This is a genomic window from Flavobacterium chilense, from assembly GCF_001602525.1.
GTDB lineage: Bacteria > Bacteroidota > Bacteroidia > Flavobacteriales > Flavobacteriaceae > Flavobacterium > Flavobacterium chilense.
In genome coordinates this window covers 148,482-173,377 of sequence record NZ_LSYT01000005.1, presented here as the reverse complement: position 1 = coordinate 173,377, position 24,896 = coordinate 148,482, and the positions used below count along the sequence as shown (strand labels likewise).

Below are 24,896 nucleotides of genomic sequence, written 5' to 3'. Positions count from 1 at the left end.
TCTAGTCGCAAAGGGCTTTTTTATTATCCGTAAATATCTTCCAGGCTTCAATACCATTTTCAGGGTTTTGATTAACTGTTTTCATTAACGTAGAGTTGTTTTTTAAATCCTGCATAAGTGTTTTTACTTCTGCTTCTGACAAATTTAATGATTTATTTTTGGCAATAATTTTATTAGCAATATCATCTGTAAACCCTAAACTTTTTAATTCACTCAAAGTATTACCACCACTTGTAATAGTCTTAGATATCGTTCTTCCTTTTCCAACCCATGTTGAATATTTTCCGCTTGGGGATTCTATAACTTGTATTTCAACAGAGCCTTCTTGTGCCAATTGTGACCATGTTTTTGCATAACCAGATACAGGATCTTTATCTTTTATTATAAATCGAGATTGTTCTGCCTTACCAACTTTTCCAAACCATGGAATTGCCCTATTGGTTTCAATTTCGAATTTTGATGGATCTTTGATTATTATTTTATAGTAAAAATCGTATTTTTCTTTTTCCATATTTAGAGCCCTTCCATCAAAATCATAAGGTTTTCCATTAAACATTGGGCTTGTGTAGGCTCCTCCTAAATTTGGTGTTCCATCTGGCAGATCTCCAAAAGAGCCTCCATATCTGTCAAATACTTCATTCTCATTTGGTACCCTTTTAACTAATGGGCCATATCCACCGTTTGCAGGTGGCCATAATGCATTACTTTTAGCATCAAAATTTATTTTATATTCTTTTGCTAATGCTTCAAGTTTATCCCATTGACTTTGTTTATAATAATTCCAGTACTGACCTCTAACATTACTTGATATTTTTTCTAGATGTAAAGTTTGTAAATATCCTGCGTTTAATGATTCTTCATAAGCTTTTAGATTAATGAAAAATTCATTATTTACTTTTGCTTTATTTGGATACCACCATGCTTTAAATTTATCTAAATCTTTGACATAATTTAATAATTCAGTACTACTTGTAGATTTCCATAATGTTACAAAAGAATTGTAATCATCATCAAAATGAGCAATATCTTCAATTTCAGTTAAAACAGAAGTATTTGCGTTTTTGAAATCTGTTTCAAACTTGTTTTTTAAAGTAATATCATTTTTAATTTTGCTAAAAGTAGTTGGGTAATTCTTTTCTATAGATGCAATGAAGTTACTATCTTGTGAAGCAGCCAAAAGTTGTCTTGCATAAAACTGACCAATATCTGTAGTGATAATTTCAATGGTTTGCACCCCTTTTCCGGCAATACTAACATTTTTAATAGTTTCTACAACTTTAGTACTTCCAGTATAAGTTGAAGGTAAAGTTCTTAACTCAGATAAAATTAAAGCTCCATTGGTTTCTGTAACACTTGCTACACTAACACCTTGAGCGTAACTTGTACCATTTGCCATTTTTGAATTAACACCAACGATTATTTTATTATTTTGAAATAATAATTTAAATTCATCCAGAGCAGTACATTTTTCTGCTAAAGTTATCTCGACATATGCGCCATAAATAGTATTTTCTAAAATTTGTTTCTTCGTAGCAACGATTGTTATACTTTCACTATTTTTTATGGCTTTGTAAAATTTATAAAAGACCTTACTTATATTATTTAATTCGCTTGGTATAGCTTTTGCTCTTGTTATAGTTTTATTTAAGTTTTCTCTATTAAATACTACTTTTCCTAAGTCTTTTCCGCCTTTTAATATAGCTGGAGCTGAGGATACTAAACGTCCTAAAGAATATACTTTATAAATGTCATCCCAACCATCAACCAAATTATTTAAAGCTTGATTGTCAGAACTTTTAATAGCATCTGAAGAAAGTTGGAAAGCTATATCAGTAGTAGCAACTGCAGCATCAACTAATACAACTAACTCTGGATTTGCACTAAATACTGCTGGAATAATTGCCAAAATGTCTAGGGCAATTCTAACTTGTACACTTATTGTTTTATCCTGTTGTTGTTTCATTATCCAATAAAGATAAATTGCAGGTACTATTGCATCTTGTCCCTCTTTTATTTCTTTACCATTAGTGCCTTTGATGTCAAAATCATTTTCAAATTTAACTCGAATCAAATCAAAGGGATCTACCTCTACTGTTTTAAAAACAGGTTTATCATTAAATGTATTTGAGAAATCCTGAAATTTAATTATAACTTTTCCATTAGCTTTGTTAAATTCAGTTATCTCAACGTTACACGTCAAAATATGCATTGCATCTTTGCAGACATACACATATTTTTCTGCTCCTGCTTTCCAATCTCCTTGTAAACTGATTGCTTCAGGAGTATTCTTTTTTTGTTCTGCTACATAAGTAGATATGACTGATAATAAAGTATAATAATCTTCTTTATCATTCATATCATTATATAAACCTCTTAATAATTCATAATTATTATCTGCTAAGTTAGTCAGCAATTGAGGAATATCACTTGGTCTGATATTTATTAATAATTCAAGAAGCATATCTTCTTTTGAGCCTGAAATTTTCCAGGTTTTGTATTGCTTTAAAAACTCTACCCTTTTTTCAATAGGAATATTACTTAATAGACATTCTCTACCCAGACCATCAATTACTTCTGATAAGTCACTTAACGATAAATCAATTGAAACGTTTCCTTTGTTTTTAAGCTCATTATAATATGTGTGAAGAATAGCGTCTAGACTAGCTAAATACTTTGTTGATGTAAAAATGTCTTTTTTAACATTATTTGATATGTCTGCATAAAAAACAGGGATAGAAACTCTTGTCGTTCCCTGATTTTTTGAGAGTGATGAACGTAAACCATCTCTCATTTCTTGATTAAATCGTAAGGTTACATCTTTTCCTATTTGATTTTGTGCATAACCTAAACAATTAATTAAATCTGGATTATTACGTAAAAAATAAGCAATACGAATGGCATGAAGTGCATTCATTCCGTATAAATCACTACTGAATTCACTTATGAAATAAAGTTCATTTATATCCAATGGACTTATTGAACTCGAAATATTTATACCTTGTTTAAGTTCTTTAATATAAGTATTTAAAAAGTAGACACTTTCTTGAGGTCCACTACCATAATTGTCTTTTGGTATATCTGAATTTTTATAATTATTTATTTTTTGAACTTTAAAGATAAGCTGACCTTTTTCAATTGCAGGAATACCTACAATAATATTTCTAGTTTTTAAGACAGAACTTGTTTTATCTATGTACAATGTATTTTGGATTGCCTGTCCATTTTTGTCCAATTCAGCATATCCTACAATATCTATTTTATTATCATCTTTTACAGGATGAGCTATTGAGTATGTTTTACCATTAGTTAAAGTGAATCTTTTTAATGTACCAATAGGTAAAACCGTATCTTCAAAACTAGTTCTGTCTGTAGACCAGTTATCGTCAAAGTAAGAAAAACCAACACTACTTATCTTCTCTTTAATAGTAAATGGCTTTCCTGCTGGTGTTAAAAAAGTAAGTGAGCCATCAGTATTTTTAAAGTTGGTATATAAATTTTCCATGTTACTTACTTCAACATGTTCCCCATCACTGTCCCCTTGAATAAACGGGTACAATTGCAATCCTGGCGCATGAAGAACCTGCCAGTCATTATGGCTTAATACAACTCCAGTACCATAATCCATTAATAGGTCTGTTGTTGTAGAAGTATTGAATTGGGTAAAAGGATGTTGTAAGCCAAAAACACCATGCCCTAATTCGTGCGCTAGTGTGCGAACAGTATTGTTTTTATTAAAGATAAAACCATATTGACGCTTAAGAGGCATAAAGCCAAGCAGGTTTGATTTGTTAGATGGTGCATCAGTATAAATAACATAATAGGTATCTTTTTTATAATTTGATCCTAATTGTATCTTTAAATTTGCTGTTATTTGTTGCTGTTCTGGTGTGTAAGTATTTAATAAGTCACTATCACTCGTCTCAATACTATCTCCCCAGCTATTATCTAAACTGACATTGATCGTGTTAACCTCAAAAGTTATTCCGGCAGGTTCATAAATTGCGTTTAATTGTTTTTGCGCATCATTTGGTATTGTTGCGTTATTAACACTTACCAAGGTCACATTTACTTTTTTATTTGTTAAATGCCACAAATCAATTGTTCCTGCAATATCATATTTGCCAGCAGTTTCTTTAGTATCTTTTGGTGCTACAGGTTTTACTGTTGCAATGATAGTTTCTTTTGCAAAATCTAAAGTTTTTTTCAGCGTAAGAGTGGCAACATTGTCTTTCCAAACAATTTTAGTACTGTCGATAGCAGTACCGTTTTGTGTTTTAAAGACAAGGTCTTTCTTTGTTTTTCCGTTCTTGAAATCAACTGTAGCCACTACAACATCAGTCGAATTTGGACTGTCTGAAATAGCTTTGTAATTTACTTTGTATGTTCCACCATTTTTTTGTGGAATTGCCTGATAAGTTTTACCCAGACTTCCATTATCAGCTAATGGAGCAGTATCAAAAGAATATTTTCCATCTCCCTGAGAGAAAGTTACTTTGACATCTGGTGAAGAAATTTCAGCGACATCACCTCCGGATCCCATTCCGTTTGTGTTTTTAGGAGTTGGTATTCCGCCTGGAGCCAGTTGTCCGGTTTGTTCTATATTTCCGGCTGTAGCATTAGCAGGAACAGTAAATTGTTTACCATCTTTATCTGTAATAATAATATCATTTACCGTTTTGTCTATTACGGAGGTTACTCCTGTAGTGCTGGTAACTGTTATAGTGCCATCAGGATTTTTTACAACAGACTTTATAGATAAATCATATTGATGATTAACAACATTTCCTGCGTCTCCAAATGCATCATTTACCACACCATCTAAATCTCCAACACCAGTCCAGGCAGGATCATAACTCGCAACAATTTCTCCGGAGATTAATTTAAAGTCGGTATTAACACCAATGTTGTTGAAGGTAATTCTAATACGGGAAAATTTTCCTATATTGGTTTTATCGCCTCCAAGAGCATCAGCAGCATCAATTAGTTTTTTGAATTTCTCTAAAAAAGGAAGGGTTACATAGCCTTCTCCAGTAAAGCTACCATTGCTTCCTGTCGCTTTTGATACAACAATTGGAAAATCTCCTGCTGTAACTACATCATTAGGATAAAGATTAGGCAAAGGAGTTTTATTAGCCAAATCATTTGGATCTGGTTTTATACCACAACCGGCAAATGTAATTTCATCTTTTGCAATGGTTGTAAATTCATTAATTGTACTGTGAATATATTTACCTACATCACAGGATGACCCTACAGTATACTCGTATGTTGTATTAGGTTTTAAATTACTAAGGGTAATATTTTCTCTGGGAGTTACGGCTTTATACCATTCTGAACCGGCATTTTTTTCACGATAATTTACCTGATAGTCAAAATTATCTATATTACCGCTCCATGTTATTTTAGCCTGATCCTGACTAACGCCGGAAGTTGTAATAGCCAGCGGAGCAGTACAAAACATTTCGTAGGTAAAAGCAAAAATTTCTGTATATCCATTATTTTTGAATACACCAATTTCTTCGGCTCCTAAAATTGCTTTTGCTTTTATACGCCATGCATATTTTTTGCCTGGAATAAGTTGAGGTTCGTTTATACCATATTGCAAAGTTGTCATTTTGGTCGTAGTGGTATACAATGGAGGCGAATAAGCAAATGCATTTTGAACCGGAGTATAATTATCCCAAATTTCTACCAATGAAAATTCGTATTCTACATTACTAACATTGATGCTTCGTGGTGTCCAGCTAAAAACAATATTTTGAATATTTTGCTGCATAATCGAAGCATTGTTCAAAGGCAGGTTTAAAAAAGGAGGTTCATTCTGAAAAATAATGGTTGTTGAACCTGTTTTTTTAGACAGTTTTTTTCCTGTCGCAAAATCGTATACTTCTACATATATATTGTAAATACCTTCTGGTAAGGGTTGTGCATATTGATTTTGATTGACTCCTAACAGGTTTTGATATTCAAAATATGGAGCCAGGTCAACATTGGTTAACTGAAGCGGAAATCCTCCTTCGAGATACAATGGTTTTGCACCTACCACAAAATCATTAGTATTAAATGAAATCCCATTACCCTGAAAATAAATCTTTAACCTTACCTGACGATTTGAAATGGTTAAATCGTTTAAAGTTAACTGAATTTTTATAGGGCTGTTTATAGTAGCTGCATCAGCATATTTAGTCAGATAAATAGGTGAGGGCTGTGTGATTTGGGTTGTGACCGAGATAGGAAATGTCTGCGCATAGCTTCTAAACCCTGCTAAGGAACATAACAATAATAGGTATAAGTATAATTTTTTTAGCATTTTGGGTAATTGAGGTTTATCCATTTTTTGTTGGGTTAGTATCTTACTACTTTATTTTTGAATATGTTTAAGATCAATTTCATCAATTGTAGCATTTTTGACGGCTAATTCATGATAAAACGGAATCATCTTTAATTCTATCGCATCTGTTATTTCAGCATCGGATTTTTTATCTTTTATTAATTTAAAAGCTTCCTGAACTTCTTCTTTACTAAAATCAGCTATATTTTGATTTTGTTGAATTTCAGCTGTGGATATTTTTGACAATGTTGAAATTTCTTTTAACATCCATCTGTGATGCATTAACTGATCACGGTTATTGTTGCTTCTTTCAACTAATTTTAAATACGATTTATAAGCAGTTTTATCAGTAATCTCAGTTTCGTTTACGCCATGTAATTTATGGCTGTTTACTCTTCCAATGGCCATTACATAAGCATTTTCAAGACTTTCATCTTTGTTCTTCATTTCTTTTTCAAGCTTTTGAGCTGCTTCTATGATATATTCGTTATAACTCTTCAGATTCTTAGCTTCTATGTTGTAAGCTTCCAGATAATCTAACACTTTTTCTTTAAAGTCTTTATCATCAGGAGCCAGGGTAGCTAATGTTAATAAATGTTCTAAATTGTTACTTTCTTCTGTTGGAATTGGGCTTAATGCCAACTGCATATCTTTTAATTGTGCTGTAATTTCGTCCCTTGTGCCTTCAAAGACTTTTCCGTTAAGGTTTATTTTCAGAACAGGATTTGCCGGATTTAATTTCATATCATCTTCAATCCTTGGCTCTCTTTTTGGACGCATTTTTATTTTATCAAAAGAATAAGCATAGGACAGAGTAGCTGTTAGATCATTGTTTTTACGCCCAGCGGAATTATTAAACAAAGAAATCATACTCATGTTGAAATTGTGTTTTTGGAGATAAATATAAGATCCGTTAAGTCTAAAATTGAAAATGTCATTTTGCTTATCACCATTGCTATAACTGGTGTTATAGCTAGTAGAGGCAGAGGTATTTAATTTTTTATCAAAAAATAACTTTGTAACTCCTATTGTAGGACCAATGATGAGGCTTTTACCAGAATCTGTTTTTCCATAGGTATTGTTTAGGGAACCGTTAAAACTTAAATCTTTTTCCGGATAACCAAGAGAATAGGTAAGTGCTGAGTTATAATAAGTAGAAGCCCCACCAGGAACAGTTCGCCCTTGTTGTTGATTTTGGGCATCTTGCATTGTAAAATTAGCACTAATGGCTTTTTTCAGTTTTTTATCATTTTTTAATAAATAATTTACGGTAAGCCCGATATTTTGATTGACTTGTCTAAAATTTAAAGTATCGAGATAATCATAATTAGAAACCTGATTGATATAATCAAACTGATTACGGCTGTTGGTATAGGATTGAAAATTAGAATAATTAAAATTGAGGTTTAATTTCTGGTTAGGTCTGAAATCAGCATTAACAGAAGATACTAAACGTTTCATCTGACTTTCTTTTTGCTTATCTAAATTATCCTTTTGGAGTCCAAGATTTACAGCAAGAGAAACTTTGTCTTTGTAAAGGTTTTGTGTTGCATTAACGGTAATATTTTCTAAATCATTATTAAAATAATAACCACCAAAAGTTCGGTAATTTGGATCAATTCTTTCATATCCAAGTCCTAATGTTCCTTTTCCGGCAGGATAAATTAATTGCCCCTTAAAAGCATCATAACTTGTAGTTGTACTATTTCTGCCCATCAGAAAAGAAGAAATTCCTTGTGCTTTTCCACCTTCTGTGACTCTTAAATCTTCAGTAATACTACTGTTTGCATATTCTGTAGAGACTTGTAATTTCTGAAAAAGTTTAAATGTTGTTTCAAAACTAATCGCAGTATTTTCTTTTGGAGTTACATCCAGCTCAAATGGGACAGGATTGTTTAAGGAATTGATCTGGTCTTTGGCTTTGAATAAAGTAAGGCCTAAATTTATTTTTTCTAACGCATATGATGTTTTAAAACCATAACCAAACCTCTTATATGCTGGCAAAATATCCGGATAAGCTGAGTCATATTCGCTACTTTTTATTAATCGCCCATACATTGCACTAATCTTAAATTTTCCCTGTGGAGTTAAATCAACTCCAAAACCTGTAAACTGATGACCGCTTAAAGTATAAGGAGAGAAACTCATGCTAACATCGCCAATATGGGCAGTGATCCATTTATATGATGGATGTATGCTTAAACGATTCATTAAAACGGGTTTATTATAACCGAATTTTTGATTCGTATAAGAAAATGAAAATGGAACATTGTACAAATTTGCAATGTTGAAATTGATGTTTCCGTTCAAGAAATAGCTAAAAGGTTCTCTTGCAGCATTTCCGGAATAGAAAACAGTATTAGCAGATGCGCCGCCACTTACATTTATCAATTTTGCTTTACCTAGTTCCTGAACATTAAAGTTTTGCGAAAACCCCAAAGTACTTATAAAAAGCAATATTGTAATTAAAATTATTTTTTTTAAAACCATTCTTTAGAGGCATGAAAATCAGAGTTTATTTTCAATCTGATTTTCATTTATTATTTGAAATTGATAATTTTTACTTACTTGACTAAAGTTTATTGAATGATAATTTTTCTCAATTTACTTCCTTGCTGCGACTCAAATAGTACGAAATAAACCCCTGAAGGAAGTCCGTTAAAACTAAAGTTGAACAGGTAATTATCTTTGCCATCCTGAGTTTTTGAATCAATAAGCATATTGTTATTCAAATTAAAAACCTTAACATGCGCCGGCATTACTTTATCTAGTAATACATCTACTGTGAAAGTTCCTTTTGATGGATTTGGATAAATTTTTAAATCAAATTTTTTCGAAACCTCATCCGGATTATTCTCTTCAAATTCACCTTCAGTAACTAATATTGTTTTGGTTTGATAAGCAGTACAATCTCCTTTTTTAGTATTCATGGTAACATCATATTGACCAGCCTCATTAAAACTTATCTCAGCAAAATCTTTATTTTTAGAAACTATAGTGGCATTGGCTGGTAAAATCCATTCGATTTCATCGGCAGCAGGATTACTAATATCAACAAGTATAAATTTCTCATTTTTAAATACCTGACTGGAAACAGCGAATTCAGCACTAATAGCAGTACTCTGGCTTGATATTTTGATAGTATCTGTAGCCTCACAACCTAATTTGTTGGTAACAATTACCGTATAATTTGCAGGTTGAGAAACGGTGATCATCGCTTTGTTGCTTTTGAATCCTTTGTCTGAAGTCCATGCATAAGTAGCTTTAACATCGTCAATAGTTGCATTGATAGTTAAAGTCTGATCAAAACATAAGGTTACATCTTCGCCAAGATTGATAATATCTTTAGGCGGATTTACAATAGTATAAGTATGATTGATCATACAGCCTTTGCTATCAGTAACCATTACATTATAATCACCGGCTGAAGCATTGCTTAATACATTCGATTTTTCGCCTGTATTCCATAAATAAGTGTAAGGTGCTTTTCCTCCTGAAGATGTTAATGTAATTGTAGCATCAGAGCCAGCATAACAAGTTGGTATTTTTATTACTTCGGATGTTGCCAAATGAACAGGCGCAACAATAGTAATGATTTTTGTAATGGTACAGCCATGATTATCTGTTACTAATACTGAATAATTACCTGGAGGAACATTTTGAATAGTAGCAGTTTTTGCTCCTGTATTCCATACATAATTATACGGAAGAGTTCCTCCGGATGGTGTTGCATTAATAGTCCAGTCATTTGCATCACCACAAATCATGTAATCTGAGGTTAAGGTATTATCTAAAATTAAAGGTTCGGCTATAATAAGGACTTTACTTTTAGCTTTATTTCCGTTTGAGTCTGTTACTATCGTATAATATGAACCTTTTCCTATTCCGCTCAGGATAGTACTCGCAGTCAATGGGGTTGCATTACCATTTTCAAACCATTGGTAGGTATAGCTTTCTCCGGGTTTTAAAAATCCGCCAATTGTTGTTGGTTTTAAACTTCCGTTTTTATCACCGTTACATAAAATAACGTTTTGCACCTCTATATTAGTTTCTAAAAGTGCAGGTTCAGTTACTTCTAATAATTCAGATGTTAAGCTACAATTTTTAGCATCTGTTATAATTACATAATATTTCCCTGCTGCTAAATTAGCCGCTGTTGGAGCTGTTTGGTTAAGATTTGTAGCATCGCTTTTGAACCATTTGTAAGTGTAATTTCCGTTTGATCCCTGAGCTGTTATGGTAATAGAACCATTACTTAATCCTTTTCCTGTTGCAGGAACTGATACAACATTACTAATGGTTAAAGCAGTTGGTGATGTAATTTTTACAGTTGCATCAGTGCTTTTACATTGTTGAGTGTCTTGTACCTGAAGTGTATATTCACCATCTGCTAAATCAGTTATAATGGTTTTTGCCCCACTTACAAAACTTGTCCAGTCTTTAATTAAAGTTCCGTTCTGGAAATAACGATATTTGTAAGTTCCATTTCCTCCGGCTGCTGTAATTGATATACTACCATTATTATCGCCAAGACATTTTACAGGTTCCTGAATAGTTGTAAAAGTTACAAGATCAGGTTGAGTAATAGTTATAGGGGCAGTGGTAACTTCAATTGTTTTAGAGTCTTTTACAACAGCATAATAAGTTCCTATTTTTGCATTTAGCAGTTCTGTATTGTTTTCATTAGGTAATAAAACATTGTTTAGATACCAGGATATTTTTTTGACACCAAAACCTCCGTTTACAGTTGCTTTTATTATAGCATCATTAGATTCGAAACAAGTCATATCCTGAGTTTGGCTAATGGTAATGGTAAGTGGGTTATCAGTAAAATCAAAATCGGTATATTTGGTACAACCTGTATCATCCTGAACAGATACATAATAATGATCTTTAATAAGATCTGTAAAATCAACCATTTTAGCTGATGTATTTGAAATGGTTTTTAAGATTGTTTCGTTTCCTTGTGCATTTTTAGTGTAAAGCTTATATTCATAATTTGTTTTTCCACCTTTGATTTCAAAATGTAAGGCACCATCATTTCCATTTTGTGCAGATGGATTAATATAGGTAATTTTATCTATGTCAAAACCAAAATCTGCTGGCTGAGTAATTATAATTTCATCTAAAATACCAACACAATGACTGGCATCAGCAGAATTATAATTGGCATCACGAACTTCAACGGCATAAGTACCTTCGGTTAATGCATTTAATGCACTTGGTGTAAAGTTTTCGTAGATATTGGTTGCTTTATTTTTCTTTTTCCATTGATAATTATAAACAGGTGCATTGTTAATTATAAAAGGTGTTCCTCCTGTAACTGATATAATAATTGAACCATCCTGACCATCAAAACAACTTACGTTCAATTTTGAGTCGAGATTTACTATGATTGGTGTAGGTTGTTTGAAGGTAACATCAATATTATTAGAATCAACTCCTCCCACATCTGTAGCAGTAAGCGTATAATCTCCATCTGAAATATTTTCAAATTTAGCTTCATTACCAACAATTGTAATTACAGCATTTGTAGTTTTATTTTTTAACTTATAAGTATAAATTCTGTTAGATTGATTTTGACCAAAAGTAGCTCCTCCGGTTGCAAGAGCATCTAACGAACCTAGTAAACCATTACATCTTGCTTGTATGTGAGTTTCTGTTAAAAGCGGTTTTGTAGGTTGTTCTACAGTATAACTATTTGTAGTAGTACAAGAATTTGCATCTGTAACCAAAACAGTATAAGTTCCGGCTGGAATATTATTTAAAACAGGACTATTTGTACCAACAGTAAAACCTAAGCTATTTTTCCATTGGTATGAATACCCTGCGGTTCCGCCTGCAACAGTAATCACAATTTTTCCTGTAGATAAACCAAAACCAGTAGTTGGAGTAATAGTCTGATTGTTTATAAATACAGAATTTGCAGGTTCAGTAATTATAATAGTCTGCTCAGCGGTTTGACAACCATTTGCATCAATTATTTTTACGGTATAAGTTCCCTGGGTGAGTCCTGAAATAATTCCGTTTTGCGAATCAATTATTCCACTTGAAATAATCGTATATGGTTTTGTAATATCTGCAAATTTAGTTCCGCCAGTAATATTTAGTTTTATACTTCCGTTACTTCCCTGAAAGCATGATACATTTGTTTTGGTATAAGTAAAAGCTAATTTATCCGGTTGTAAAATGGTAAAAGTATTGGTACCAAAAAGAATATTATTTTTAGCATCTTTTACTGTAATTACATAATTACCTGCGGGTAAATTTGATGCTTTTGATACGGTTGAGGTTGGCGAGATATTTTCTGATGAAGCATGTTTTACTCCGTTAGTTGTATTTAACCATTCAAAAGTATATTCTTTAACACCACCGGTAACTACAGCATTGAATTCTGCAGATGTATCTCCAAAACAGGCAATATTTGTATTTGAAGTTTGGGTTATGCTAACGATTTCAAATTTAGCAGGTTGAGTAATTTCATAATCTGCTTGTGGTAAAGTACATCCATTATCATCTTTTACTATCAAATGATAAATTCCAATACTTAAACCTGTTATCGAAGGACCTGAACCAATTATAGCAGGATTAGTATCTTTGGTCCACTGATAGTTATAATTGGGCTTACCTCCTGAAACAGTTACGGATATACTACCATTATTAGTCTCAAAACCAGTTAGATTAACTGGGGTTACACTTTCGATTTTTAATGGTGCAGTGGGTTGAGTAATCACAATAGCCTGCGCAAGTGTTGCGGTACAGCCATGATCTGTTCTGTCAGTAACAATAACATTGTATGTACCTGTTTCAAGATCTGATAAATCGGCTCCTACAGAATAAGCGATACCATTTTTAGTCCATTGCTGTGTGTAAGGCCCGGTTCCTCCTGTAATATTGATATTGATTGCTCCTGTTGCGGCACCATAACATAAAACATTTGTTTGGCTCAATGCAGTTACTTTTAATTCATTTGGTTGTTTTAATTCGTAATTTAGTTGTTGTGCCAAAGCAAAAGGCCCGCTTGGGTTGGCGTTGTCGGTTACATAAACGCTATAAAAGCCGAAACCAAGGTTCGAAATTTTCGCAGTATTTTCTCCCGGAATAACAGTTCCGTTTTTTGTCCACACGTATTTGTATGGCGTAACTCCTCCTTTAACAACTGCAGTTAATTCTCCGTTGGTATTGCCATAACATTTGATGAATTTTGATTCTGTGATTTCAACTTCCAATAAAGAATTTTGATTGACAATAAAAGTTTGCGTTGCTGTGCATGATTTACTATCCGTCACTAATAATGTGTATGAGCCTGTTTTTAATCCGGATATATCTTTTGTACTACTTGTAAATGAAGGATAAGTGCTCGAAGACCAGTTGTAATTATAACCACCATTTCCACCAGTTACATTTCCAAGTGTAATAGCTCCGGTACTTTCACCAAAAATTGCTACATGTGTTATAGTTGCTGCAGGAATTGTTATTGTAAGAGGCTCTGTGATTTCAATATCAGTTAAAAAAGCCTGACAACCATTTGCATCTGTTACAGTTAGTGAATATTTTCCGGCGATTAGGTTGTCTGCTGTTGGTTGTGTACTTCCATTACTCCATAAATATTTATAGCCACTTCCAATTGTTCCTCCAGAAACAATGGTTGAGATCTTACCGTTACTACCATTTTTACAAGAAACATTTTGTTGTAAAGAACTGGAAACTAATAAAGGTGCAGCAGGTTGGGTAATGTTATATGTTTCTTCTACCATATCGCCTTTACTATCTCTTATTTCTACACGAAAAGTTCCGGAAGTAATTCCGGTTAACGTTGAAGTTTTTTCTGCAATTGGAGCTCCATTTTTAAACCATGTATAATCATAATCTGATGTTATGGTACCTCCAATTCCTTTTACTGCTATTAGACCTGTAGCATCACCAAAACATTTTACATTAACTTGTTGTACAAATTCCAGGTTTAAGGCTTCTAATTTTATTGTTATGACAGGAAAAGTACATCCTGAAGATGATGTGACATTAATATTATATGTACCATTTGCTAAATCGGTTTTCTGACTTACATTTCCTGGTGAAAATGTAGGGTCACCAACTTTAGACCATTGGTAGGTATAGCTATTATTTCCGCCAGGAAGAATTCCGCCTGTAGCATTTAATATGATTTGACCATTATTATTTGTTAGTGTTGGTTGTTTAGAGGTGTATGTAACGTTTAAATCAAGCGCAGGCTCGCTAACTGTAACAGTAGTTAGTACTGTTGAGCATCCTGATACCTGATCATCTGTTATGGTATACCTGTAAGTTCCTGCTGTTAATCCGGTACGTTCGAAAGATCTTATAGAAGTATTATCACTCCACACCACTGTATAGGTTGTGTTTGGTGTACCTCCAGAAGGCGTTAGATTGATAGCTCCTGTAGCAGCCCCACGACAGCTAATGGGAGTAATAACTTCATTAACTAATATTTTTGGATTTTGAGTTAATTCTTTTATGTCTTTTGCAATAGTAGCGTTTTGGTTATCTATTACATGTACCATATAGAAACCAGCTTTTACGTTAAGTAATTGTGGGCCTGTACCATTAACAGGCACCGGATTATCACCATTTATATTATCACATTTGAACCAGCTATACGTATAATTTGGAGATCCACCATAAGGATAACCGCCTTTAGCTTGTGCAGTTAAACTTCCGTTATTTCCAAAACAAGTGATCTTGGCTGGTTGATTAATAATGACTTCAATTTGATCCGGTTGATATACTGTAAAGTCTTTTTCTAAAAAGAAACAACCATTAGCATCATTTACTTTCACTCTGTATGTTCCTGCTTTAAGAGCATTTATATTTACAGGTTGTAGCGGATTGGTAATGTTAGACCAATTAACAGTATATCCGGGTGTTCCCCCCGAAATAGTGTTCAGGGAAATAGTTCCGTCAGATAATCCTGCTCCCGTTACATTGGTGACATTCCCTGTAATAGGAACTAATGCAGGTGGATTAATAATTGTAACAGATTTTGCTCCATTTATATCAGCTTGTTGGGAATAACCAAATAAACTCATAAAGAACAATAATAATAAGTAATGTTTTTTCATAATGATGCTTGAATATTTGGTTTTTTATTTTTCTATACAGGAATTACTGTCAACAACTGTAATCTTATGAGGACCTTCTGATAATTGAATGGGATTAGCCGTTAACGGATGTTTTTGTAACAGTGTTTCACTATCAATCATATAATAATAAGGAGACGTTCCTCCTGAAGCGGAAATTTGTACAGCACCTTGTTCATCATGACATTTCGGCTGTAATTGTGTTATGGTAAAGGTTAACGGATCTGGGCTTCCAACAACAAAAGGATCTGTTGTAATTGCAGTGGCTCCAACAATTGTATTAGAATCTGTAGTAGTTTGAGATTGGTATTTTATGAAATAGGATCCTTCGGCTAAACCTGACCATGTATATGTCAAATTGATGATTTGATCTTTTGTTACAAATGTACTTTTGTCGAAAATTCCATTTTTAAAGATGTTAAAAAGAAATTTATCGCCATCTTTAAGTTCTGTTTTAAATTTTAAAGTTACACTTCCGGAACTTTCATATTTGCATTTAGTTTTATCAGCTATGGGTTGGCCATCTAGTTCAGGAGAACAGCCAATAACAGTGTAAGTAATCACTTTTGACTGCATCGTTACTTTAGGAACGGCATGAAAGGAATCAATGTCTGATTTAATTTTCAAACTTCCCCTGAAACCTGACCCCAGTATGCTTGCCGGAGTAAATTTATATGAACATGAATTCCAGGTAGTGCCATCTGTGCTGTAATAATGACGATTACCTGATTGTAAGGTAATATTTTCACATACGCCTACAGTAGATGTTGAAGGTGTCAATTGGTTTATATAAGGTGATTTTATGTAAAAGTACTCTGGGGCACAACCACCTGACAATATAGTTCCGGCTACATAATCACTATAAGTATAAGTAAAGTTTTGCGGAATTGTACATCCTGCATAAATACCAGGTCTCCAATTAATAGTTAAAGGAAAATTAGCTATCGATAAATTAATAATCATACCATAATTATCTACACCAGCTCCATAACTATCATATAAAGTCTGACCTGAACTATTTGATACTCTTAAGTTCCCATTACCATTATTAGTTAAGAGAAGATCAATATCAAGCATAACTTGTTCTTGCGAAAAACTGGCTATACTCGAAAATAACAGAATTAAGAATGTAATTTTTTTCATATCGATTTAATTTTTATCGGTCTATTTTTCAATGCAATCACGACTATCTACAACTATCACGCTATGATTTCCTTCTCTTGTAATTGGTATCATGTACGGACTTGTAAATGAGTTTTTATTCGTTTCATTATCTAAAATATAATAATATGGTGGTGTTCCACCTGTTGCTGAAACTTGAATTGAGCCATTACTGTTATTGCACAATGGCTGTATTGCTGTAAGCGTAAAATTTAATTTTTCTTTTGGTGTTATGGTAAAAAATGTGGTCGGGCCAACACTAGATGGTGTATTGTTTTCAAACTGTGTTTGATATTTAAATTCGTATTTTCCGGGAGGTATATTTTTCCATTTAAAGACAGTGGCTGAGATTTTCTCAACATTTGTAACATCATCAGAATATGAAGATGTTATGATGTCTTGACCTACTGGGTTACGGGAAAATAGATATTTCTCACCAACTTCTAAAGGTCTGCTAAAAGTGAATATAACCTCGCCATTGCTATAATTGCAAAAGGTAATATTAGGATCTGATGTATTATTTAAATTTGGAGAGCAAAAAACAAATATAAAGGGATGATAGGTATACACCTGAGTCCCGGTAAATTTGGCTCTGAAATAAGTGGTTTTATTTATTCCTGAATTATCAGAATAAATTTGATTATAAGTTTTAGTTAAGGTATTTACATTAGAATTTGGTATAACTTCATAAACATTACTTCCTGGTTTTCTTACTTCCCATCTTTCAATGCTGCCTGAGCAGGTAAGATTGCTTGTAACGCAGCCTGTATTATTTATATTTCCAATAGCCTGAACATTCACTCTAAGACCAAAAGGCTGGCTGGCACTTTTATATTCGCAACTACTGGCATTATCCAAAATAACTTGAGAAATCTCATTGTAAGGAAAAGGATAACAAAAATCGTCTCCAGTAGGTTCACATCCCAAAACTTGTATTATTTTAGATGGTTTTATGAGTGTTTCAAAACTAATGCTGGGATAATTATCTGCATTAAAATTAATAGATGGTATAAGGTTATTACTTGCATCATATGCATAGAAATTTTCGGCACCCGGAGAAGAACACCCACAACCAAGAGATCCGGCTTCCAGATTAACTCTATAGGTTAGTTGCCCAAAGCTGTTAACCGACAATAAAATAATAAACAATAGTAAAATTCTCTTCATATAATTATTTCTCTACACAATCATTACTGCCCATAATTATAACATTATGTTTACCTTCTTTTTCAACAGGCATATTATATGGACTTATAAATAGATATTTATTAATTTCGGTTAAGAAAAAATAAAAACCAATCATTCTTAAAATTTCAAAGTATAAAAATCCATTTTTGATGCTCTTCCGTCTTTAAATACGGCTCTAATTCCGTATTTATAATTAGTATTGATGGTAACTGTAGGATCAGATAAACGTTTTGTTTTTCCAGTTACAATCTGTATTAATTGTAAAGCATCTTTATCAGAAGCTTTATAAATTTCAAAGCTTTCTACTTCTGTATTAGAATATTCCCAAGACAAATCAATTGTATTGGTAGTTTTATTTGCCTGTGCAAAAAAGCCTTTAATTGCAGGCATTACAGAATATTTTGGTACAAATAAATTTAATTCTGGTGAAGGATTAGAAATAAGGCTGCTTTCATCTTTTGCAAAAATGGCATATTTATAAGCTGTTCCGTCTTTTACATTTTTGTCCTGAAATTTTTCTTCTTTATTTTTTGTTTCAAAAATCAGAGACCAATCTTGCTGTCCATTTTCTTTTCGATACAATTGATGAACAGCTACATCTTCGCTTGAACTATTTGCCCATTCAAGAAATATAAGACCATCTTTTATATCATATTTCGTGAATGCAGGAGAAGCAGGAGGTATTACATCAGGTTTTTTTAATATTAATGGATCTGAAAAAGCAGACATGTTATAACGATAATCAACAGCAATGACTTTATAGTATACTTTGCTGTTTAATGTTTTTATAACCACTTTATCTTCAAAAGCGTTTGTTTCGTTTGGACTTATGGTGAGCTGGCTATATTCTTCATCAGGATTATTGGCTTTGTAAATTCGATAACCCAACAGATCTTTTTCTTTGTTTTTATCCCAGGTTAATTTTACCACTCCTAAACTATCAATTACACCTTTAAGTCCAATAGGTTTTGCTGGCGGAATTGAATCAACGGGCTGTACAAGCATTGGAAAAGAGACCCTGTTACTTCCGTTTTTTCCAATAGCGGTCAGTGTAAAATAATTGGTAGAAGATAATTTGTCATAAACTACATTACGGGATTTAGGTGAAATGTTTTTAACAACGGTCTTATAATTAGCATCATCCTGATCAGAACGATTAAGTTCAAAACCAGAAATTTCGTTATTTCCTTCCTCAGGAAATTCCCAAATCAAATTTACGGTTGTATCATCTTTAAATTCCTTAACCGTAAGATGAGGAACATATTTTAAAATTGATTTTGCCTTTCCTGAAACTACTTCAGAATACGGACCTAATTCACCAAATGGAGAAATACCCTGAATTCTATAACTGTATTGTATATTATTTGATATCGAATCAACATAAAAAATTTGTTTATTGTTTGCGTTTTGCTGACTCAAACTTGTATAAGGTTTATCTGTGATTCTTTTAAAATTTTTCTTGTCTGTAGATCTTTCAACAAAGTAACTTCCATAAACGTGAGATAATATTTTAAAATTCCAGCTCAACATCGTACTGCTATCAGTAAAATGAGCAGTAAAATCCATAGGTTTAGGCAGAGGCTCATAATCTTTTAGCCCTACAAATACACCTCCATAAACGATATTCATTTCTTTTTGCGGTACATTTGAAGAAATTCTATAAGCATATTTTTCATTTTGTTTGACCGTTTTATCCTCAAAACCTAAACCTGCTTTTTTTGCAATCTCAAAGTCTTTATCAGCTGAAAACAATGCAAATGTGAATCTTTGTTCATTTTCTTCCGAGATATTTACTATAGATTCTATGTTATCAGCACCTCCAACAGTAAAAGATTCACCATAAATTGCTTGTGCAACAATGGCAGCATTATCATTTTCGTCAATTAGTTTTTCCCATTTTTCAACAGGTTCTGGTTTACAAATCTGAGATAAAATAACTCGTTCAGGCTTTGATAGCGTTTTATTATCCCTGGTTACAGTAAATCTCTCTAACAAATAACCATAAGTATTAAGTTTTTTCCAGGCTAGCGGATCATTTACAGCCCATCGCAATAAAATTTTGTCTTTTTGAACTCTTGCTATAACTTCTATCCCAATCTTTTTTTCAGTTGAGACAGTATCTTTAGTACTTTTTTGTTGTGAATAACCATTACTAATTATTGAAAGAACAAGAATAATTAAAAATTTAAGCTTCATGCTAATTTGATTTATTGAATGTAAAAATTGAACTTGTACCTGCTTGTCCGCCAGGTAATGTATAGTTTAGTTTAACGGTATATTTTCCATCCTGTATCATAGGAAAAATTCCATTTATAATATAATCGTATCTTTCAATCATGGCTGTATTTGAGCTATTCAGGTATTTATTAACTACTTTGTATTGTAAATCGACAAAATCAGTCTTATAATAATATGGCTGATTATAGCGATAAGGCAGTCTTTCTCTTAAATAAGAACTATTTGGATTATTTGCCAGATCAGATTGATACCAGGTCAAAAGCTCGATTCCTTTTGTTGGAGGAACCCCTAAGATGTTGGTGTCTCTGCTAAAACTTAAACCAGATTCCAGAGGATATCCTTTATAGAGCAACGGATAGATATAATTTTTATAATAATTATCATCTAACATTGCTTCAACATTGACTAATGGAATGTTTAAAGTCTTATCATTACCAATTATTTCGATTTCATCAAAAGGTTCTGTTGGAGCATTTTCTGCATGTAAGGCATGTACATCTGGATAAATAATTTCGATATAAGTATTTCGTGCTTTTTTAGCACTCATTTTTTCCTGAAAAGTATTGTATTGACTTGTATTAAAATTATATTGCAAAAGTTCAATATCACTTCCGGCAGTAATAGTTTCAGCTAATTCGTTATTCTTAATATCGATGTTCGTATCTTCTGATTCTTGTTTTTGATAGTTTTCAGATAGATTTCCATTTGCATCAGTTTTGGTCGCCAGTGTTTTTAAACTAAGATTGTACGCTTTAGAAGTTTGTAAAACCGGTAGGTCAACAAGAACTTTTTTTAGTGAACTATCATAACGTAAAGTTGCTGTAGCGGTTTTATCTGCCGTTTTATAAAACGCCTTTTGTGATTGACCATCTTTTAAATCAAATAAATATGGCTGTCCTTGTTTTAAAACAATGTAAGCTTGTTTTGATTCATTTTGATAAACGTATTTTTGATCAAAAACAGGGTAACAATAAGCAATATTATTGACAGGAATATTACTTGGCGCAACACCTGTTGTGAAATTTTTGGTTTCACTTTCCATAGCAATTTGTCCCTGATCGTATATAGTTTTCCAGTTTCCATTTACTCTCTCCTGGAAACTTAATTTTACATTTACGGTAAGACTTGAACTTGGAGGTAATACATCCGAAGAAGTAAAAGTCACTAAATCTTTGGTATCATTCCAGCTTAAAGTACCGGGAATAGAAATTCCATCTTTCTTAATACTATATTCTTCAAGTTTAAGCATATAACTTTTTACCCCCGTATCATCTTCAAGAGTAAAGACTTTTTCGACAGGCATATTAAAGCCAACTTGCGGAAGCGTAAATACATCAACACCTTTAGTTCCTTCAGCAGGAGTGATGTCAGCAATTGCTTTTAAGCCCTGCAAAGGATTATTGCTTATAAATTCACATTGCTTACCAAATTCCAATTTAAACCTGAAACTTCCTTTTATAGCACCTCCTAATAGATTAAAATAGCCGGCCATATAACCCCGAATCCATAATGGATTAGGTAATTTTGCCTGTAATAAAACAGCACCTCCGCCTTTTATGATTGATATTTTCTTTTTTATAAAGAACAATTTTATATTAATACCAAGTTCTCCCTGCATGTAGGCATACGATTGTCCGTTTGCATACCAGCCATCAATACCAATTTGACCTGAGCCTTTACAAGCAGCTTCACCATAATCTTTTACCATAATATCGAATCCAAATCCTGCCTGGAAATTGGCATAGAACATCAAAAAGCTTAAATTTCCTGTTTTAAGGCTAAAATCTGCACCAAAAGCAAAACCTTTACCCGAAGCAACGCTGTTTTCATCTCGCATGTAGTTCAGTTTTGCAACATCTACACCCAGTAATTGCGCAACAATATCTGGTGGTGGAGGACTTCCAGGAATTTCATCTCCAAGCATAAAGTAACCTCCGGCTTCAACTTCTATAGGACCAACGGCAAGTTTTATTCCTAATCTGTCTGTTGGTTTTCCCATATGGATGTACCATTTGTCCGGACCAAAATGTAATACTGCCCATCCTGCACGGTTTCCTGACGCACGACCTTTTATAAAACCACCCGGAGTATCAATGTATAAGTCAAAAGATCCGTGTAATGTTTTTGCTCTAAAGTCATATTCAATAGCAGCAAAGGCATTAATTCCCATTGAGTTTTTTACATCATTTGGATATAATTGTTCAGCAGCTTTTGATAGGTTTGTTGTTTTTAAGGCTTCTAATGCTACTTTAGAAAGAAGGGACTCATTTTCGGTTACTGCTTTTAAAGCACCCGTTAATGCCTCTGCACCAGGTATTACAAAAGTTTGCATTACGTGACCTTCACCATAAATACTAATTCTGTTTATACCAGAATTGCTATTAAAGGCAATTTCAAAACCACATCCGCCCCAAAATGCATTTGCAGTAGCGGTACCGGCAAATTTGATTATGGCTTTTACTCCTAATCCTGAATCGATATCGGGTACATAATTTGATCCTGAAGCAGCAAATCGGTTGCTGAAACCATCTTTTTTCATTCGATAGTAAGCACCTCCGCCAAAGCCTTTAAATGTAATAGCTCCTGCAGGGATGTTTAAATTATCTACCATCGCATCAACATACCAATATCTAAACGTTGTAGATCCAAAAATAGCATTGGCTTCTACTTTAATACCACCAGTAAAATCGCAACTTAAGGATCCTTTAAAGCCTTTACCATAAACAGGATCATTATCCATTATGGCAATGCTACCTTTTAATTTCATTCCGCCTAAATCGGCTGTAATTGAAATTTCTTCAAATTTAAGATGGTCATATTTCCATTTCTGAATTCCCTGATCTTTACCAAATTTCCCAACCACATAAAATTTAGTCTGCCCATTAAATTGATTTTCCATCATATTAATAGCAAGATCAACCTTTAAACTAGCGCTTTCAGGACTGGTAATTAAAGCAATTTCATTAATCGTTACCGGAAAATTACTAACAGTGGCATCTTTACCCTGAATATTTTTATATCCAAAATAATCTGCACTTAAGTATGGAGATACTGTTTGCAGGGTTAAATTCTGAAATATAATTCCTTTAAAGTCAACAGTTTCTTTAGTTTCTGCATTCGTTCCGGATTGGGCTTCAGCAGCCGTAATTGGTTTGTTACTGGCTTTTAAGGATAGCGTACCGTACAGAACTGCTTTTGGTAAAAAGTTACCATCCTTGACTTTTAACTCTATATAAGAGTTTTTTTCTATAATAGCATTTGCCTTAAAGGCCTGAAAACATAAACCGTTTGTTACCTGTGCATTTAAAACATATTCATTATTAACGGGATCTATTAATGCTTTATACGCTAACTCTGATCTCGCACCGGCATTACAATTTGCTGATTTTTCTGAAAGAGGTAGAAGAATATCCCCGCCAAAACTGGCAGATGTTAAAGAATTGGCAACTAAGGTTATACTTATATTATCAAGAGACATTTGCCATCCTGATGCGTTTCCTTCATCAATACCTATTAGATTATTTCCCGAAAATGTTCCGGAAACTCCCATACGGTCAATTAATAAATCTGTCGCTTCAAAGCGAATCCTTTCCTTGCTTTCTTTTTTCTTAAACTCTTCAGGTAAAACTATTTTAAGAGATTGTACATAAAGACCACGCCAAAGATTTTCATTTCCGGGTACTAAATATTTTGCAGCATAATCCGGTGGCCATTTTACACTTTTAGAGTTCTGTAAATCACTAAAATCGATTACAGCGTTATTTAATTCAAAGCAAAAACCTTTTTTAGATGTTAACTGAAACTTAGGTAATGATATTTCGACCAAAATATCGTTCCAGTTTGAAACAATAGTTTTAAAGTTTCCGGTAACAAGAGCAGGAGAAGGGAGAGCTACATAATTATTGTCTACCGGCTCCAGAATATTTCTTGAAAATTGTACATCAGCTGTTATTCCAAGTTCCTTAAAACCATTACAATCGATAGTTACATAGGTTTTGTTAGCAACGGCACCTGTCTTCATATCCATTCCTCCTTTGAGGATCAATAATAAGTTTTCGCCGTTTATTTTAATAGGTACATCACCAAGTAAGATCAAATTAGTATCACCAACTAAACCACCTTTATGACTCAATTTGATGTTGTTTGCCCCAAAAAATAATTCCTTTGGTTTTCCGTCAGCTCCGTGTTGTGGTATAATGATTCTGACAAAAGCCGTTAGCTCTGTATATTCAGGGGTAAATTTTGCATTACTAATTCCTAAAAGATATTGAATACCGCCAATTGTCTTTTTTATACCCAAAGGTAACTGCGACAGACTTTTAGGTTCGAGATTGTCAGTAAGGTTACCATTTTCATCTATTTTGAGACAAGTAGCTATTGCTTTTTGTAAGTCATCAGAAGTTTGTTCTGCAATAGGAAAATTCTTTCTTAGGTATTCATTCGTAAACTCACTTTCAGAATTTTGAATAAAATTGAAGAAATTATTCTCAGGAAGAAAATTAGGCTTTGGAGTATTATTCTTACTAAGTGAAAGTTTTTTCGAATTACTTATCGTATCTGTATAAGTGCTTGAAAAACAGTTGAAACTGGTCGTAAATAAAACTAAAATGTATACGAGTAAGCGTAATCTAAGAGTAGTTTTTTTCAATTTTTTGTAGGTTTTGGTTGGGCATTTAGAGAGCCAATATAAAAAAAAATTAATAGGAAAAAAATTGTTTATAAAAAGTTATTATAACATTCCTGTTAAATTTTATATTATTCCCAGCTCCAAATTAATCTGCCAAACTTAAAACATTCCTTATTTTTATCTTTACGGGATTCCACATTATAGCAAAAAAAACTCCAGATCTCTCTGGAGTTTT

General features: G+C 33.0%; 7 protein-coding genes. All 7 read right to left on the bottom strand.

The annotated features are described in order from the left end of the window. Position 1: 1 nt before the first annotated feature. Positions 2–6,334 carry a fibronectin type III domain-containing protein gene (locus A4F88_RS13380; RefSeq protein ID WP_068843116.1) on the bottom strand — a complete coding sequence of 2,111 codons (6,333 nt, stop codon included), beginning with the start codon at positions 6,332–6,334 and terminating at the stop codon, positions 2–4. 27 nt (positions 6,335–6,361) lie between these two features. Beyond that, positions 6,362–8,821, bottom strand: coding sequence for a TonB-dependent receptor (locus A4F88_RS13375; protein WP_068843115.1), 2,460 nt, complete (start codon positions 8,819–8,821; stop codon positions 6,362–6,364). Between the two features lie 89 nt (positions 8,822–8,910). Further along, positions 8,911–15,429 carry a T9SS type A sorting domain-containing protein gene (locus A4F88_RS13370; protein ID WP_082815769.1) on the bottom strand — a complete coding sequence of 2,173 codons (6,519 nt, stop codon included), beginning with the start codon at positions 15,427–15,429 and terminating at the stop codon, positions 8,911–8,913. 24 nt (positions 15,430–15,453) lie between these two features. Continuing rightward, positions 15,454–16,590: a hypothetical protein gene (locus A4F88_RS13365; RefSeq protein WP_068843113.1), complete on the bottom strand. Its 1,137-nt coding sequence runs from the start codon at positions 16,588–16,590 to the stop codon at positions 15,454–15,456. Positions 16,591–16,611: 21 nt separating this feature from the next. Beyond that, positions 16,612–17,775, bottom strand: coding sequence for a SprB repeat-containing protein (locus tag A4F88_RS13360; protein ID WP_068843112.1), 1,164 nt, complete (start codon positions 17,773–17,775; stop codon positions 16,612–16,614). Between the two features lie 138 nt (positions 17,776–17,913). Then, the gene (locus tag A4F88_RS13355) at positions 17,914–19,992 is read right to left on the bottom strand and encodes a fibronectin type III domain-containing protein (protein ID WP_068843111.1); all 2,079 of its coding nucleotides are present in this window, start codon (positions 19,990–19,992) and stop codon (positions 17,914–17,916) included. A 1-nt stretch (position 19,993) separates the two neighbouring features. Beyond that, positions 19,994–24,682: a hypothetical protein gene (locus tag A4F88_RS13350; protein WP_068843110.1), complete on the bottom strand. Its 4,689-nt coding sequence runs from the start codon at positions 24,680–24,682 to the stop codon at positions 19,994–19,996. Positions 24,683–24,896: the final 214 nt, after the last annotated feature.

Bases quoted from the DNA above. Each gene is read 5' to 3' on its own strand.
- A4F88_RS13360 (WP_068843112.1), bottom strand. From the start codon at position 17,775: ATGAAGAGAATTTTACTATTGTTTATTATTTTATTGTCGGTTAACAGC.
- A4F88_RS13375 (WP_068843115.1), bottom strand. From the start codon at position 8,821: ATGGTTTTAAAAAAAATAATTTTAATTACAATATTGCTTTTTATAAGT.
- A4F88_RS13380 (WP_068843116.1), bottom strand. From the start codon at position 6,334: ATGGATAAACCTCAATTACCCAAAATGCTAAAAAAATTATACTTATAC.
- A4F88_RS13370 (WP_082815769.1), bottom strand. From the start codon at position 15,429: ATGAAAAAACATTACTTATTATTATTGTTCTTTATGAGTTTATTTGGT.
- A4F88_RS13355 (WP_068843111.1), bottom strand. From the start codon at position 19,992: ATGAAGCTTAAATTTTTAATTATTCTTGTTCTTTCAATAATTAGTAAT.
- A4F88_RS13365 (WP_068843113.1), bottom strand. From the start codon at position 16,590: ATGAAAAAAATTACATTCTTAATTCTGTTATTTTCGAGTATAGCCAGT.